This window comes from Bacillus cereus G9842, assembly GCF_000021305.1.
In the GTDB taxonomy this organism is placed as follows: domain Bacteria; phylum Bacillota; class Bacilli; order Bacillales; family Bacillaceae_G; genus Bacillus_A; species Bacillus_A thuringiensis_S.
On the sequence record NC_011772.1, the window covers coordinates 3675446 to 3693020 of the forward strand.

The following is a 17575-nucleotide window of genomic DNA, read 5'->3' on the forward strand; positions in this document are numbered from 1 at the left end:
AAGAATATATAATACTACTCATTCACAATAAAAGTATATACATCATCATAAATACAACCATTTACTTTAATCACATACTTCCCAGGTTTATTAAAACTAATTGTGTATTTATTTAACTGAATTGCTTCTTTATCTCCAGAAAGAATATCAATACTTCTGCCACTTAATACATACAATTCATTTAGATCCATCGTTACATCAATTGTATTGAAATTTTCCACTTTCACTTGCTGTGCTTCCGCAACGCTTACACTTGGTTCTAAAAACAGTAGTCCACTTAATCCAATCGTCCCCGCTAAAGCAACTCCCGCAAACTTTTTAATCTGTTTCATTACAATGACCTCCTTATAGATTTTGCGTAAAGGTGATGTCCCCCTTACACCACAAAGCCTATATGTAATGAAATGAAAAGTAAACGGGGACTGTAAGACAAAATTCTACATCTTTTTCTCCTATTGAATATAAATCCAACGTTTGGAGTTTTGACACATTTAAAATTGTTTCCCTAAACCAATTCCCCCATAATTTATTCAAATACTGAATAATTACTTATTGATTTAACATTCTAAAAATAGTTGATAAAGATGCTTTCTATTCAAAAAAAGACTTTGCTATAAAAGTAACTTTTACAACAAAATCCATGCAACTAATTTTATTCCGCTTTCCATAATCTCTCTACATTCATTAATTGTTCTTCTTTAAACTCCATCTTATATATATCCGGTTTTGACGTATTCATTAAAAATTCAAAACCATATTGTTTATCAAAATAGTTCATCATTAATGTCATGACAAGCCCATGTGTACCAATTACAATTTTGCGTCCTTGAAAATCTATTAAGATTTCTTTTAATACTTTCACTACTCTTCTCTGGCAATCTGCATATGACTCTCCTTCCGTTCGTGAAAAGTCCGGATTAGAGAACATCTTCTGTACAAGTGGATACACCTCTTTGTCTGATATAACCTGACCCTCACTTGAAAACATACACTCTTTAAGATTTTCATATACTACTATTTCTTTTTCATGGAAATTAGCTGACTCCTCTATCGTTAACATAGCCCGATTATAGGGACTGGAAATAAAAGTATCAATTTTCTCCGCTTTTAATATGTCAGTTACTCTACGGGCATCCATACGTCCCTTCTCAGTTAACCCGCGCATTCTTTCATTTCCTTCTAGTTTTGGTGATTCACCATGTCTAACCATATAAATATATGTGCTCATAATTTCTCCTTAAAATTGTTTATTAGTTAATACATCACGTTCATTTATCCCATTTCAACACTTAAGTGTAATACTAAAATACTTTATAAAATGTGCTGATTTGTTCGTCTAATCCATTCTCCTACTAAACTCTCAAATAATTCAGGCTGCTCAATTTGCAAATTATGCCCTGCCATATCTAACACTGCTAATGTTGCCCTGGGATATTCTTCAATAATTTCTATAATATTTTGATAACCTACTGATATATCTTGTCTTCCAGTCAGTAAAAGAACGGGCTTTTCATATTTTTCACGCTGAAAATCCATAGTAAGAGAGTAATTCTTTTGCAACCTTTCAATAAATTCATAATTAGCAACATCTAACCCAGGCTTAATTTCTTCTTTAAATCGCGTATATGTATATTCATTTGCTATTACAGCTAACTCACAAAATTTCTCTCTTTCCGTGGAAGTAAGCGTATTTAAAAATTCCTCATCTTGTACAATTACCTGTTTATCTGGAAGAATCCTTTTTTCTGGCTCCGCTACAACAACAGGACATACTAATAGTAATCCGCTAACTCTCTCAAACATCTTTGTAAGTATACCTTTGGCTAAATAGCCTCCATATGATTCTCCTACCAATAAAAATTTTTCAGTAGAAATGATTTCCTCAATAAATGTGATAAGCACTTCTACTATACGATCTGAACTATTTATCCAATTTGGAGCGTTCGATTTCCCCATACCAGGTAAATCAATATATATTCGCTTATAACCTTCATATTTCTGAAATACTGATTCCATACATTTCATCATTAACCTATGATCAGGGGCGCAGCCATGTATGATAATGACCGGTTTACCCTCTCCCACAATTTCATAGTATATTTCTGCATCTTTAATTCGATATATCATAAAAAAACCTCCCTATTTAGTGGCAATACTATCCACTCTGTAAGAATACACGTTCTTATTCTATATCCTCTCCCTATATTTTCACAAATGTTAATTTTCAGATTTAAAATAAAAATCTCGCCTAAAAAATCCTCATCATTTTATATGCAATTTTGCATCTCCACTTACAAATCACTAAAAAAACTTTACAATTCAAAGGATGACTAAATATACAATTTCTATTTAAAATCTTGATACAGTCTATACTATCAACCACAATGTTTTTTTAACTTTAAGAATACTTACACTATTTAACACTTTCCTTATAAACATGATTTTTATAAGGAAATCTGATACAATTCTTAAATAATATTATTATGTATAGATATAACGAACATAGTACATAATTAAAGAAGGTGATTTCATTGAAATTAAATAAAAATTTACAATTATGTATATTAATTGGGACATTAATATGCTATTCAATCTATTTTATGTTTTTCTATCTGTTCCCTACTCATTTTTCAAATTCAGATGTACGCTTCGCTTCACTTATCGTTGAAGCCATTACATTTGTATCACTGATTTACTCTATATATTCTAAAAAAGTCAGTTCAAATCCGTTTTGGATATGTATTACAATAGCAATTGGTAGTTTTTTATTAGGGAAAATAGTATATACATATCAGGATAGCTTCTTCGAAATTCCAATACATCGTTTTACTGTTTCTGATGTATTTTACATGTTTTTTCTATTTTTCTGTCTTATCGCTTTCTGCTATAAAATTTTAAAGGAATGCAATAAATGGGAAAAAGCGTTCTTTATTTGTGATATATGCATAGTACTTACTTCCATATTTACATTAGAATGGTATTTATTTAACCAACCAAGTTTAAATATATTCTCTCTTTCACTAGGAGATGTTTTCCTTTCATTTTTATACCCAATTGCAGATTTATTATTTCTGCTGCTAGGTGTTAGTCTCTTTTTCCGTCCAACAATTTTTAAATCCAAACGGAAAATTTATATCTTTATTTTTGTATTAATAAGTTCTGCAACTTTTAACTATATTTATTTTTACTTAAATAACCACTTATCAACTGAAACGATAACATTATTACGTCTTTTATATAGAATACCTATATTACTTATTGCAATAGCTGGCTCTATTCCAGAAGATCATAATAGCCATAAAAATTATTTCATTGTAAACCCTATAATAGGAAAAAAAGCTTTAGTTGTATTTCCCTATCTTGCTGTTGCAATACTAATCGGGTTTACATTAAAAGAACAAACATCATCTTCAACTCTCATTACAGGAAATTGTATTACTTTTATTTTCGTACTCATTCGTCATTCTATCGTACGTATGCAAAACAATTCCTTAACAAAACGTTTGCAGGCATTTAATGCCCAACTAGAAGAAAAAGTTACTTTACGGACGTCTGATTTAGTTCATAAATCAGAGGCTCTTTCTCAAAAACAACAAAAGTTTAAATCATTATATGAATATCATCCTGACCCTATTTTCACCATTGATTTAAATGGAATATTCTTAAATGTAAATAAGGCTGGGAGTGTACTACTTGGTGCACCAACGGATGAGTTACTAGGTGAAACTTGTTTTTCGATTATTTTAGATGAAGATAAGCATAAGCTAGCATTGGCATTAGAGAAAGTGAAACAACAAGAATCGGCATCCTTACAACTTAGTTCTCAATATAAAGATGGCTTTACTTATTTTTTATACGTTACAATCATTCCTATTATAATAGACGGACAAATTTCAGGAAGCTATATTATGGTGAAAGATATTACTGCACTAAAAAAACAGCAAGAAGAAATTAAATATTTAGCATTCCATGACACAGTAACGAAAATTGGGAACCGTGCCTTTTTTCATAAAAAATTAAAGAGAGTTATAAAAAATGCTAAAATAGCAGGAAGCGAGTTTGCATTATTATATTTAGATTTAGATCGCTTTAAAGCAATTAACGATACACTTGGACATTCGTCAGGAGATTACATATTAGAAGAAGTAGCAAAGCGATTCCAATCATGTCTTCCATCACATACTCATCTTTCAAGAATCGGTGGCGATGAATTTACAATCATAATTGAAAACTATACTGACGAAGATTACTTATTCCAATTATGTAACCAATTATTTGAATGCATGAAAAAATCATTTATCATACATGAGCATAAATTAACTTTATCACTGAGTATCGGCATCGCTATTTATCCACATTCCGGAATCGATACCGCTACACTCCTGAAAAACGCCAATGTTGCAATGTATGATGCAAAAGCAAAAGAGCTTAACTCTCTCTCTATTTATGACGATGTAATCGCTAAAAAAATTGAAAGACGATTACGATTAGAAAAAGATTTACCAAACGCACTACAAAATGAAGAATTGTTCCTTTTGTATCAACCTCAAGTTGATAGTGAATCTAATAAAATCATCGGTGCAGAAGCTTTAATTAGGTGGAATCATCCTGAATTAGGTATTATTTCTCCATACGAGTTTATTCCGATTGCAGAAGAAACACTACAAATTATTTCAATAGGAAAATGGACATTAGAGCAGGCTTGTAAGCAAATGAAACGTTGGCACGGACTCGGATATTCACATTTAAAAATAGGTGTAAATTTATCTGCTAAAGAATTTGAACAAGAGGATTTTGTAAGGTCTATTTCTTCTACTTTAACAAATACAGGTTTACCAGCAAGCTCTCTTGATCTTGAATTAACAGAGCGAATTGCAATGATGGATGAACGAGAAACATTGATAAAACTGCGTACACTAAAAAGTCTAGGGATTCACATTTCAATCGACGACTTTGGTACAGGTTATTCTTCGCTAGCCTACTTACCTTTATATCCAATTGATACATTAAAAATTCCGAGAGAATTTATTACAATGTCTGAAACATGTGATGATGGAATGGAAATTATTAAAACAATCATCACATTAGCAAATACACTAGGAATGTCTGTCATTGCTGAAGGTGTAGAAACAAAAGAGCACGTAAATTTCCTTCAAAAAAATAAATGTCAGTTTATTCAAGGTTATTATTACAGTAAGCCTATTCATATTGATGCATTTACTGAGCTATTAGAAAACGGCATTCACCCATATTACATAGCTAATTGGAATAACTAACAATAAATTTGAACAAATATAGTAAAAAGGAAAGAAGATACCTTCTTTCCTTTTGTTTTTCCATTTACATTTCTATTACTTCACCACATCATTTATTATATCTACTAATTGATGAATCCCCTCATCATTTGTTTTTTTATATTCATTCATGTTTTGAATATATTTCTCCTGATTTGTATACAACTTATTTACTGCATGTATAAATGTATTCGTATTTACTCTGTCTTGGAGTATTACTTCCGCATATCCTTGCCGTGAAAAATATTCAGCATTTAAACCTTGATCTCCCCTACTGGAACTGTTAGTTAACGGGATAAGCAACATCGGTTTCTTCAAAAATAACAATTCAGAAATAGCAGTAGAACCCGCTCTGGAAACTACAACACTTGCCATATTTAGTATATGCGGCAACTCGTCTCCTATATATTCAAATTGCATATACCCCTCCATGCCAATAGATGGGTCTACCTTCCCTTTACCACATATATGAATAATATTAAAGTTTAATAGTATTGTATCTAAACATTTCCTTACCATATCATTTATCCATTTAGCACCTTGACTCCCACCCATAATTAATAACACTGGTTTATCTTGTTGAAATTCACAATATCTTCTTCCTCTTAATACGTTACCCTTCTCAATTTCTTCCCTTACAATCGGTCCTACATAAACCTTCTTCTCATTACTTACATTTTCTCCTGTCTGAGGAAATGTTGTGCATAGCTTTGTAGCAAAAGGTAATGCTATTTTATTGGCAAGTCCTAATGTGCTATCTGGTTCACGTATAATTATAGGCACACGATTTAACCATGCTCCTATAGCTACAGGAACTGAAACAAATCCTCCTGCTGAAAAGATAACGTCAGGCTTTGTTTTCTTAATTAATTTATAACTTTGTAAACAACCGCTTATAATTTTAAAAGGATCTTTAAAATTCTCCCAATCCCAATATCTCCTAAGCTTGCCCGTTGAAACACTATTGTATTTAACATTTTTCACTAATGATTTTTCAATTCCATTTTTGGATCCAATATACTCGACTCTCCATCCTTGCTCTATAAATTTAGGAATTAATACAATATTAATCATAACGTGTCCGGCTGTACCGCCCCCAGTAAAAAGAATCGTTTTGCTCATAACTTATACCCACCTTTATTATTAAAAATCTAGCTTTATATTTACCTTTTAAATGTAAATAAACTTATTATTTTTTATATAAATCTTTAACTCCACCTCTATATCTTGTAAAAGATCTTTAATGAGTTCATAAAAATCATTTCCATACTCACTACACTCATATTGAGCAAAGATTTGAATCACATACCTAGTTTCGGTCTCTAATGCTGACTTTATTCGATTAACCCTTTTTTCTTCTACATACGCTTGATATTTATGTATTGCCTCATAAAGACGCAATACATGCGCTTCTTCATCTTTCCAGTCCAGCGTATCAACAATTGAAAGAAATAGCGTATTTTGATTATCTATTACTTCATAACCATTCATATATTTCTTACACCCTTTTTTGTTTTTCATTGCATGCAGATGTCACTACACTTCGCATACTCAAGTACATCTTTTAATGATTGATGAAATTCAATTTCTGGGATCCAACCTAACCTTTTTATTTCCTCTATTACTAAACTCTCATTTGAGTCGCTCCCACTTTTCTCTGTTTCCTCTATAAAAAAATTTAGCTGTGTTAATTCTTTATATTGTTCTAGTACATCTAATAAAGATCGTTTTACTCCTGATCCGATGTTATATTGTTTTCCATTTATTCCATCTCGTAATAACACATGATACGCTTTAACCGCATCACGTACATCTAGAAAATCTCTACTATCTTTCAAACTGTTTACTTCAATAATAGCTTTACTTCTACCTGATTCTATATCTATCATTTTCTTTGCGAGAATCGAACAAATGCCATTCGATACCCCTGGACCAATTAAATTTGAAGGCTTTGCAATGATAATATTTGAATCCATTAATTCTCCCCAAGCCTCTGCAATAATGACTTGCATCGTTTTACTTAAACTATATGGATTTGAAATTTTCATTTCGTCCATACTATCTGCTTGCAAAGCAGATCCTATAACTAATGTTCTACAATGCGATGCTTCTTGCTTAATTGCTTCTAATAAATATAACGTTCCTATTACGTTAATCTCTATATATTCAAGAGCAGATGTCCAAGATTCTATGACCGAATTCCTTCCTGCTAAATGCAATACGTAGTCTGGCTTTATTTGTTTCATTACCTTTATTACTTCGCTCTTATTAGTTAAATTACAAGTAATACCATTTCTAATTTTTTCTCTATGTGCACGATTTTGAAACATAGGAATTACATGAAAGCCCTGCTCTAAAAAATATTGGCAAGCATGGCGTCCTGTAAAACCATTTGCACCAGTTATTAAAAGGCTCGCATTTTTTTTCATCGCAAAAATCCTCCTTTTAATAGCATTTGTTTCACCTCATGTTTTGCAAGTAAGTCTTGTTGAGAACTAAAACTCTTCACATCCACTAGCGGATAGCTAGAATAATATTCTTGAAGTCCTTCTATAGGAATGGTCGGTAGTACCACAAAATAATTTTGATCAAAACTTATACTTGTTTTACTCTCTACCTCAGATAAAAGCATTTCACTTAATTTTTCACCTGGTCTTATCCCTACCTCTTTTACCTTAACGTTCCTTTTTTCCGAATCTTCAATTAACACTTCTGCTAAATCTGTTATTTTACATGCCGGCATTTTCATAACAAAGATTTCCCCGCCTCTACCTTGATATACGGCTTTAAATAACAATCCAACAGCATCTTCAACTGTTAAGAAAAATCTAGTCATATTCGCATCGGTAATCCCTACTTGTGAAGATTTTTTAATTTGTTGTTTAAAAAGCGGTACTACACTTCCACTCGTCCCTAAAACATTTCCACCACGAACACAAATGAATTTTGTTTTCTTCGTTTGTATATTCGCATGAACCATTAATTTTTCACCAATTGCTTTTGTCATCCCATACGTATTTGATGGATCAGCTGCTTTATCCGTTGAAACATATATAACTTTTTCAACTCGCATCTGTATAGAGGCTTCAATTACATTTTGCGTACCATGTATGTTGGTTTTTATAGCTTCATAAGGATAATACTCACATACTGGAACGTGTTTTAAAGCTGCAAGATGAAATATATAATGTACACCTTGGCAAGCATAGACTAGTTGATCTTTATCACGAATATCTCCAATAATAAATTTTAACCTTTCATCATTTATAAACTGTTGCTGCATTTCAAACTGAACCGTTTCATTTCTTGAAAAAATTCTAATTTCTTTCGGTGATTTTTCTAATAGTTGTTTTATAAGTTCATGCCCCCACGAACCTGTACCACCAGTAATTAAAATTATTTTATTTAACATTCCTTTTCCTCCTACGAAACATCTCAATTTAAATAGTATTTATTGAATTATTTTCAATTGATTCAAATCATAATCGTCGTTTGTTACATTTAATTGACAAAATAAAAAAACAGAAACTATTAAACAACGTTTCTGTTTTTCATTTCACCTCACAACAGTAAGATTTTTTATACTGTTTGCATGATAAATAAATTCCTTGTAAAAAAACACCGCTCATTTATTTCTTATACTCGTAATAAAATAAAGTGAAACTTTAATCAGTGGGGATATTGTTCATCCCCCACTAATTATCAGCCCTCACCAATCGGGCTTTTACGGGCAGTTGATCCCCCACCGAACATCTTTGCTTCCGCTGAATTTTGAGGTGGGGATCTTACTACCCGGCAAATAGCGGGATAAATAGAATGATTCATAGCCAATAATCATGTTTAAATTTATGAAAAAGGGAGGTAACGGAATGGACCAAAGCAATTCAAATCATACATATAACGGACCTTCCAAAGCACTGCCCCTCTCCCTATTCGATGTAAAAAATGAATTGAAACAAAAAAGCAAGCTTATTCCTTCTGATACCTTGTATAAATTAACGAAAGAAGAGCAACTCATCATCAACAAAATAAAAATACAAACAGAACAGCTAAATAAAAATAATGTTACAAGAACACGCGCATACTACCAATTTTACATTCAATATCCAGAAATACATTGGGCACTGCTTGGACATATGGTATCACGTAACGGCGGTTGGAATATGACTGATTTAAAGGGCGATTTATATACGAGAATCTTATCAGAGAAAGATCAATTCATATTTTTTTCTTTTTTAGAAAGAGGGAATTGGCTTATTTTCCAAGATGTATACCCTCAATTTTTACTTTACGAACAAAGTGTAAAGAAATCACAAAAGTTATTTCACCTTCTCCCTCACCTAAATGTTTCTACATTTATGGAAACGATGTGGAACGATTTTTGGAAAACAGGCAACAAAAAAACATTAGCCATTGCAACTATTATTAATGAACAAAACTACTTAGAAAAAAGAGTGATTCAAAATGTACAATTTAAAAAGACCGTACTAAATAGTATTGGATTTAAACTCTTTGATTTCTTTCAGTTTAATCATATCCTTTTCCCATTCTACGAAAATGATAAGAAACAAAAAGTGTTACTATTTGGTGATACAATGAAACATTTCACTTCCTTACATGAACGAATATTAATTGGAAAAAGATTATATTCATTATTATTTCGAGATACACATGTTTTATCTCAAATAATAAGCTGGGCCCAACACCATCCACACACGGGATCAAGGAAAGATTACTGGCCCCATTTATTTTCAAGTGTAAATGAATCTTTTTCCCGTGAGTTTTATAAGCGCCGAATAAAAAAATGCCAGTTACGAAATGACGCTTATCGCATATACAGCCCTGCACTCATCTATGCATGGCGAGATATGAAGCATGAGGAAGTTGACAGTGAAGATTGGTTTACCGATTGGCAAGTTGTACATTATTTAGTTGATAAGGAGGAAAATATAAATGGACAAATTACAGAAGACTACTGCAAAACACTCGAAAAAATTGAACTCGCAATTCTCGCAAAGAAAAATGTCCTCCTCCGAGAAGAAGAATGAGTTTCTAGCATTAGTAGTTACAATCTTTCTCTCTGCTATTATTGGAACTTGTTTAGATGCTTTTTTTGTTCATAAACAAATATATTCCTTTCCAGCTAGACCCTTCTCATCCACATTTTCGGTTAATATAGCTTTTACATTATTCGTACTGCCGATTTTAACAGTTATCTTTATACACATTTCAAAAAAACTATCTAAAGTTTCTAGAATTCTATTTATTATTTCAATTGGTATTTGTGCTAGCCTTTTTGAACAGATTGCTGAAAGTTTAGGTTTATTTATACACAGTACGAATTGGAACCATACATATTCTTTATTTGATTATATGATTTTCCATTCTTTTATTTGGAACATATATAATTGGATAAAAAAATAAAGAGACCATTATAGGTCCCTTCTTAAGCATACTCTTCCATTATTGCTAATGGTGCCAGTGTTTGTAGGCTTTTAGAGCGTAAACGATAGGCAACGACTTTCTTCTTATATTGCTTAATGACATCAATATGTTCCTCATAGCTATATAGAGAAAACCTAATCTCTTTATTCCCTTTCTTCGTATCAATGACTATTGGTGTCCCTTCTCCGTGCGGCGGGAAATAATGTTTATCTAAAAACAAAGCTTCATTAAATTCATGAATAACTTGTAGTTTCATTTCTCCCTCTATATTTTTTCCATCTATTGATATAGAAGTATTTTCCGCCTCAAGTTTTTGATGCAACTCAAATTTACTAATAATTGATTCTACAACAGAAGTGGGCATACTAGAAACTAATACTTTAATAGCTCCAAAAACAAATAATGTAACTATAAACCATGTTGTCATTGTTATCATCTCCATTACATTTAAAAAATAAATTTCGTTCCATACGGTATTAGTATACTAATGAGTATTCCAGTTACAATCATCGTTACCGAACCGATAGTCGCTTCTTTCTCGCCTTCCTTCACTAAACGACTCACACCGATAATATGTGATGCACAGCCCATTCCAACTCCTTTTCCAATCGTACTTGTTATACTGAAAAACTTAAGTACTGTCGGTCCGACAATAGCACCTGTTATCCCTGCAACAACTACAAAACTAGAAGTCATAGATGGAATACCACCAATTTGATCCGCTAATGAAAGGGCAATAGGCATCGTTGCTAACTGTGGTAAAGTAGTTAATATAAGTTCCTTATCTATATTTAAAATTCCGCCAATCACTACATTCATGCTCGTTACAGCCACTATACCTATCACTACTCCGATAAGTATCGATAAAAAATTTTTCATCAGTATCTTTCGCTCTTTAAATAGAGGTATGGCTAATGCTACAATTGCAGGGCTCAATAAGCTTGAAAGAATGTCTCCACCATTTTCCCTATACTCATGATGAGAAATACCAAAAATCAAAAATAAACAAATCATAATTGCCGTAACTGTTAACACCGGTAACGTAAATGCAAACGTAAATTTTTTATATAGATTTGTCGCCAAGAAATAAATTGCTACAGTAATAATAATTAAGACCATTTGAATCGTGCACCTTGTCGATTTTATTTTTTTGATGTTACTAATAATTGACTTATATAACCTGAAACAATTAAAGTTACTATAGTACTTGCAACTACTAAAAGGAATATAATACTCCCCTTACTTAAAAGAAACGATCCGTATTCCATGAGCCCTGTTGTCGAAGGGATTAAAAATAACGGTAAAAATACGATTAACTTTTCCGCACCTAACTCAAACCACTTTAACGGTAGAACGCGAGTGAAAAGAAACAGGAACAGTATTAACATCCCTATTAAACTTCCCGGTATTGATAGATGGAATATTTCCTGAATCCACATACCCACTAAGCTAAATACATATAGCACGCCTACTTGAAGTAAAAGCGTCACGTACTTCATTTATTTCCCTCATTTCACTATCACACATCCATATTATGAAATCTCATTTAGCGTGTAAGCAAACCGTTTAATTCCAAGTTGAATTTGTTCTATATTCGCTCTACCAAACGTAAATCGTATATATTCATTTTTCGAACCTAAAACACTGCCCGGAACAAATGCGACACCATTCCGTATAGATTCACCTAATAAGTGATATTCATCAAACTTTCCTTTCACTTTACACCATACATGTATTCCACCCTCTGGCACGAAACATTCAACTCGGTCTCCCAATGTTCCTTCAAGCTCTGTAATTAATTCATCTCTTCTTTGCTTTAATTGTCCACGAAGTATCGTAATATGTGTATGAAAATCCTTTGATTCTAAAAATTGATTTGCTACCCACTGCGTAAATACACTATGGCCAAAATCAACTTGTTGCTTTGCATCTGCTAAACGCTCAATTACTCGTATAGGACCAATTATCCATCCAATACGTAATCCTGATGCAACAATTTTTGATAATGAACTTATATAAAGAACATTTCCATTTTGATCCATTGATTTTAATGTCGGATTCACTTCTCCATTAAAAGAAATTAAACTATACGGATCATCTTCTACAATTGGTATACCGAACTCAGAAGACAGTTCTAAAATCTTTTTACGTCTCGCTAATGAAAGTACAGTACCCGTTGGATTCTGATAATCTGGATTCAAAAATACCATCCGAATGCGATGCTTTTTGTGCAAATCGATTAAGTCATCTGGATTCATTCCATGCTCATCAACAGGTAAATGAAATATGTTTAAACCGGCCGATTTAAACATTGGAAGCGAAAAACAATACGAAGGATCTTCAATCGCGATCGCATCGCCAGGTTTTAATAAACATTGAACGATAAGATTAAGCGCCTGTTGTGCTCCAGACGTAATAAGAATAGAGCTTGAATCTGCTTCAATTTGTTTATATTGCTGAACATGTGCTGAAATTGTTTTTCTCAACATCTCATTTCCAAGTGGATGGTCATAACCGAGGTTTTCCATAAATGTTTTCTCCGACAAAATTGTTCGAAATCTATCACTTGGAATTAATTCTGGTGACAGTTCACCACTTGCTAAATTAATTAAATCATCTTTTTGTGTTTCCGTTCGAATTTGTTGAACGAGTGGTACGTTAGGTAAGAATGATCCGTCCTCCACGTACCTACCCCAGTTCGGTATTCGTTTATGTGAGACACCCCATATGTCTGTATTGACCCGTGTTCCGCTTCCCTTTTGCCGTTCTACTACTCCAAGTGATTTTAATTCTTCATACGCAGCTACTATTGTACTCCGGTTCACCTGTAATCCCTTTGCCAATATACGCTCAGAAGGTAACTTACTATCAGAAGGAAATTCACCTGAAGAAATGCCTCTTTCAATATAATCAGCAATTTGTTTATATACAGGTGTCTTATCTGCACGATTTGGTTTCCATTCCATCTAGTTCCCTCCTTTCAAAACGAACTATCCTCATTTTTTACTAACAGTATTCACCGTAAAAATAGTATTAATTAGTCACATTTTCTTATCCGTAAATGGATATATCCAAAATAGTTCTCTTTCTGATTACTCGATAGCTTCTGAAATTCCAACTTCATACTCTCATTTCAGTTCTTTCACAAACTATCAAATCATTACCACATACCATGTTACCCCAACCAGTAGAACAAAAAGAAGAAGAATATAGATTGCAGATAAGTTTTTCACATTTCTTTTTGTAGACTTGCCGTAATTCTCCTCCACGTTTCTTGCAACTAGTACAGTCCCAAATAGCGATACAATTACAATAATAACGACTAGTGAAATTGCAAAACTCATTGTCTTTTCACCTCTCTAAGACCCATCTATTTTAATTAAAGAACTTACATAAAAACCTTCCTCTTTAAAACGCTGATAACATACTACCTTTCTTCTCTTATCATAATAGATGTTTGTAAAAAGCGGACCAACCACTTTCGCGTTTTTTTGCTCATCCACTTTAAAAATAAAAAGCAACTGATCACTTAGGACCAGTTGCTTTTTCGCAAGGTTAATTATATCCATTTTCCACTTGAAATTAACCCGATTTAAAAGTTTGATTTTTTCATAATGAAAAGTATCGTTCACACCATTTACAAAAAAAGAACCTATGAAGGTCCTTTTTCAAATTATACAACACAGCACTATGTTGAGTATCTTAAAGTTTATACTAATGATAAAGTGAAACTTTAATCAGTCTTCACCAATCGGGCTTTTACGGGCAGCAGGCCCCTACCTAACTTCTTTGCTTCCGCTGAATTTTGAGGTAGGGGTCTTACTGCCCGGCAAATAGCGGGATAAATGTTAATAGACTTATTCTTCAATAATGAATTGTGAAATTAGCATTTCTAAATTTTCGACTTTCTTTTTCATTTCATTAGATTTCGTCGTTATTTCTTGAATCAATGTGGCTTGTGCTTGAATTGATTGTACCGTTCGATTCGTTTCTTGTGCGACTTGTGTTGCAGTTTCAGAAACTATTGACAAAGAGGCATTTACTTCTTCTGTCCCAGCAGACATTTCTTCTGTGGCAGCAGACACTTCTTGAATTTGGGTCGTTATTCTATTAATATCTTGCATAATAGATGAAAATGCGAGTTCTGCCTTATGCGCTGCTTCTTTACCACCACTAGCCTGTTGTTGACCTTTTTTCATTACATGAACTGTATCCTCTGTATCTTGATGTATAAAACGTATTAAATTATTTATATCATTTACAGATGTTTTAGATTTCTCAGCTAGACCTCTTACTTCAGCTGCAACTACTGCAAATCCTTTTCCATTTTCTCCAGCACGTGCTGCCTCAATTGCAGCATTTAAAGCAAGTAAATTCGTTTGTTCCGCAATATTAGTAATAACATCTAACGCTTCTTCAATTTGTTGTGTACGCGTAACAAGTCTATCAATGACCTTAGAAGTTTCTTCGACAACTTCATTCACGCTATTCATTTGATGAATAGATTGTTTTATAACTTCACTACCAGAGTTTGCTTGGTCTATTGTTGCAACAGCAACTTCAGCAACCATCGCTGAAGATTCAGCTACTGTTTGAACACCAGTTGCAATTTCTTCCATTGAAGTTGAACTTTCTTGAATACTAGTCACTTGTCCCTCTATTTCTTTATTTATTTCAGAAGTAGTTCGAACAACCTCGTTTGATATATGTGCTGCCGTTTTCGTCTCTTGTAGCATATTTTCAGTTGAAACAATCACTTCTTTCGCCGTAACCTTCACCTGACCGACTAATTGTTGCAAGTTATCTAACATACTATTAAAGGACTGTACAATATGGCCTAATTCGTTCTCGGATTTATAAGAAGTTCGAATTGTTAAATCTCCAGCAGATACTCGTTCCATATCTTTTTGTAATAATACAATTGGTTTTTTTATAGCATTTTTTGTTATAAAACCAATAAAAATGATTATTATGATTCCAACAAATGAAATAATTACAAATGTTATGATTGTATTTTTCACACTATTAACATTCTCTTTTTGTAGCTGTTCAGCAGCATTATTATTATATAAAATAAGTTCACGAATAGACTGAATTGTTTTTTCCATATTAGGGTCAATTTCTTTTAAATAATAGCTATAGGCTTCTTCATTATTAGTCAGTCCCAAATCTTGTGCTTTTTTCATTTGTACTCTTAAATCTTTAAATTGACTTTGAAACGCATTATACAAATCTTTTTCTTTATGAGAACTAATTCTAGTTTCAAATTGTTTTAACAGCTCATCATTTTCTTTTCTAGTCTTATCCATTTCTATTATGAGTTCTTTCATTCTTTTTTCATCTTTCGATATCATAATCTCCATAAAATTCATATTAACATGGTAAAAATTTGATTCTACAATTCCTATCCATTCAATTGGTAATAGTCTTTCTTCATACATACTAGAAGATGCATTTTCACCTTTTTGAAGCCCTAAAAACCCGAGTGAAGATAACATGATACAAGCCAAACTCGATATAATGACTAACACATTTAATTTCGTTCCAATTTTACTATTTTTAATAAAAGACAACAAAATCACTCCATCTATATATTATATTTTACTTGTTTTATATTACAACAACAATCGACATTTATCGACATTTTTTTATTAATCTTATAATTATATTCGAAGAACTTGATTCTCATACTATCAAATACTAAAAAGTCTTATGGGAATTCCACAAGACTTTTAATAGAGTTATATTGTTTCTATGAAATTATGATAAAAATTAAAGCGACTTATTAGTTCTTATAACTTCTTGATAGAGAATCGGTGACCACTTATCACTAATATAATCTTGGATAACCCAACCAACTCTTTTTGGATTCTCTTGTTTAATATATGCCGCGATCTCGGGATTTATATAAGACGCATAATAATATGGACTATTCCATGCTGTACCACCCGAAGACAAGCTTGTAAAATTAATATATAGATGATTTAAATCCTCGCTATTGTTCATCGTTTCATTGATTGTATCTTTAATAGATTTTACTTTCTCATCATAACTCACTTTATATTTATCTTGTACTGTTACATTTACATTTTTGTTTACAGTTGTGGTAAACGTCTCATTATCTGGCCAATAAAAATTATTATATCCTCCAGATTCATTACTGCCACTATATCTTTTTAGTAGTACAATTTTCCCACGAGCATCTCCAAGTTTTATATTTCCTTCTGTTTTTAAAAAGATAGGATCAACAAAATAATTTTTTTCAAACGTACTACTAAATGAATCTTCTGCCCCTTTCATATCCTCATACTCTTTTTTTAAAGACATAATAATTGTTTCACTCGGGTTATCTTTTAAAAATTGTTTCGCTTCATTTATGAATTCATGCAGTGTTACGTAAAGATATAATGGCCCATGATGAAGAACTATCGTATTATCATCTGTTAAACGTCCTCTTATATCAAAAATGCGAGCTCCATGGTCCATTTGATAGCGAAAATCATATTCTTGCGTCATTCCCCACACTTGCTTAATCGGATTTTGCAACTTGAACGTCCCACTATCGTGTGTTCCTGGAATTGAAATTCGTGCTAACGGAATATTATCAGGTATAGGTTGCATCCATTTCGACCAATTTTCAAGCTCATTAACAGAGCTAGCTGCAACTACTCTCTTATCATGTAAAGCAAATACAAATGTGATAAATATTGTACTACATATGAATAATTTCAAAATTAACTTCTTATTTCTCATTATTATCACTCTCTTTTTCTGTTTTTATATCAAACTTATTGAATATAATATAGGCTAGTTCATAAAAAATAAATAACATTTCA

Annotated in this window: 17 protein-coding genes; 3 read left to right on the forward strand and 14 right to left on the reverse strand. The window is 32.3% G+C overall.

Annotation, left to right across the window (positions count from 1 at the left end):
* Positions 1-14: 14 nt before the first annotated feature.
* The 3 genes from BCG9842_RS18370 to BCG9842_RS18380 form a co-directional block, all read right to left on the reverse strand.
* The gene (locus BCG9842_RS18370; protein WP_000809494.1) at positions 15-332 is read right to left on the reverse strand and encodes a hypothetical protein; all 318 of its coding nucleotides are present in this window, start codon (positions 330-332) and stop codon (positions 15-17) included.
* Positions 333-652: 320 nt separating this feature from the next.
* Positions 653-1228 (reverse strand): histidine phosphatase family protein, encoded by a 576-nt coding sequence (locus tag BCG9842_RS18375; RefSeq protein ID WP_000109172.1) that lies wholly within the window; start codon positions 1226-1228, stop codon positions 653-655.
* Positions 1229-1311: 83 nt separating this feature from the next.
* Positions 1312-2127: an alpha/beta fold hydrolase gene (locus BCG9842_RS18380; RefSeq protein WP_000640338.1), complete on the reverse strand. Its 816-nt coding sequence runs from the start codon at positions 2125-2127 to the stop codon at positions 1312-1314.
* A gap of 404 nt (positions 2128-2531) precedes the next feature.
* Between BCG9842_RS18380 and BCG9842_RS18385 the strand changes: the two genes are divergently transcribed.
* Positions 2532-5276: a sensor domain-containing protein gene (locus tag BCG9842_RS18385; protein WP_000773542.1), complete on the forward strand. Its 2745-nt coding sequence runs from the start codon at positions 2532-2534 to the stop codon at positions 5274-5276.
* A 75-nt stretch (positions 5277-5351) separates the two neighbouring features.
* On the opposite strand, the gene BCG9842_RS18390 is transcribed toward BCG9842_RS18385, so the two are convergent.
* The 4 genes from BCG9842_RS18390 to BCG9842_RS18405 are packed head-to-tail and all read right to left on the reverse strand — an operon-like array spanning position 5352 to position 8706.
* The gene (locus BCG9842_RS18390) at positions 5352-6416 is read right to left on the reverse strand and encodes an undecaprenyldiphospho-muramoylpentapeptide beta-N-acetylglucosaminyltransferase (protein WP_000047567.1); all 1065 of its coding nucleotides are present in this window, start codon (positions 6414-6416) and stop codon (positions 5352-5354) included.
* Positions 6417-6464: 48 nt separating this feature from the next.
* Positions 6465-6815 carry a DUF6572 domain-containing protein gene (locus tag BCG9842_RS18395; protein ID WP_002082318.1) on the reverse strand — a complete coding sequence of 117 codons (351 nt, stop codon included), beginning with the start codon at positions 6813-6815 and terminating at the stop codon, positions 6465-6467.
* A complete protein-coding gene (locus BCG9842_RS18400) occupies positions 6812-7723 on the reverse strand; it encodes an NAD-dependent epimerase/dehydratase family protein (RefSeq protein WP_000739089.1) in 912 nt (303 codons plus the stop codon). Before BCG9842_RS18400 ends, BCG9842_RS18395 begins: the two co-directional genes overlap by 4 nt.
* Positions 7720-8706 carry a UDP-N-acetylglucosamine 4,6-dehydratase family protein gene (locus BCG9842_RS18405; RefSeq protein ID WP_000932593.1) on the reverse strand — a complete coding sequence of 329 codons (987 nt, stop codon included), beginning with the start codon at positions 8704-8706 and terminating at the stop codon, positions 7720-7722. Before BCG9842_RS18405 ends, BCG9842_RS18400 begins: the two co-directional genes overlap by 4 nt.
* 457 nt (positions 8707-9163) lie before the next feature.
* On the opposite strand from BCG9842_RS18405, the gene BCG9842_RS18410 reads away from it, so the two are divergent.
* Together BCG9842_RS18410 and BCG9842_RS31685 are read left to right on the forward strand one after the other, a co-directional pair.
* Entirely contained in the window at positions 9164-10342 is a 1179-nt protein-coding gene (locus BCG9842_RS18410; RefSeq protein ID WP_000372811.1) for a DUF2515 domain-containing protein, read from the forward strand.
* Complete coding sequence (locus BCG9842_RS31685; protein ID WP_141526698.1) at positions 10317-10718, forward strand: CBO0543 family protein; 402 nt, start codon at positions 10317-10319, stop codon at positions 10716-10718. Before BCG9842_RS18410 ends, BCG9842_RS31685 begins: the two co-directional genes overlap by 26 nt.
* 22 nt (positions 10719-10740) lie before the next feature.
* Here the strand turns inward: BCG9842_RS31685 and BCG9842_RS18415 are convergent, their stop codons facing one another.
* The 7 genes from BCG9842_RS18415 to plcA all read right to left on the reverse strand — a co-directional run bounded on the left by BCG9842_RS18415 (position 10741) and on the right by plcA (position 17492).
* Complete coding sequence (locus BCG9842_RS18415; protein WP_000214632.1) at positions 10741-11166, reverse strand: YfmQ family protein; 426 nt, start codon at positions 11164-11166, stop codon at positions 10741-10743.
* Positions 11167-11186: 20 nt separating this feature from the next.
* Entirely contained in the window at positions 11187-11858 is a 672-nt protein-coding gene (locus tag BCG9842_RS18420; RefSeq protein ID WP_000242949.1) for an LrgB family protein, read from the reverse strand.
* 23 nt (positions 11859-11881) lie between these two features.
* Positions 11882-12238 carry a CidA/LrgA family holin-like protein gene (locus BCG9842_RS18425; protein ID WP_000878483.1) on the reverse strand — a complete coding sequence of 119 codons (357 nt, stop codon included), beginning with the start codon at positions 12236-12238 and terminating at the stop codon, positions 11882-11884.
* 33 nt (positions 12239-12271) lie between these two features.
* Complete coding sequence (gene pdxR, locus BCG9842_RS18430; protein ID WP_000454959.1) at positions 12272-13705, reverse strand: MocR-like pyridoxine biosynthesis transcription factor PdxR; 1434 nt, start codon at positions 13703-13705, stop codon at positions 12272-12274.
* 186 nt (positions 13706-13891) lie between these two features.
* Positions 13892-14083, reverse strand: coding sequence for a hypothetical protein (locus tag BCG9842_RS18435; RefSeq protein WP_000006462.1), 192 nt, complete (start codon positions 14081-14083; stop codon positions 13892-13894).
* Positions 14084-14596: 513 nt separating this feature from the next.
* On the reverse strand, positions 14597-16312 hold the full coding sequence (locus tag BCG9842_RS18445) for a methyl-accepting chemotaxis protein (RefSeq protein WP_000008148.1): 1716 nt from the start codon (positions 16310-16312) through the stop codon (positions 14597-14599).
* A 199-nt stretch (positions 16313-16511) separates the two neighbouring features.
* Positions 16512-17492 carry a phosphatidylinositol diacylglycerol-lyase gene (gene plcA / locus BCG9842_RS18450; protein ID WP_001244684.1) on the reverse strand — a complete coding sequence of 327 codons (981 nt, stop codon included), beginning with the start codon at positions 17490-17492 and terminating at the stop codon, positions 16512-16514.
* Positions 17493-17575: the final 83 nt, after the last annotated feature.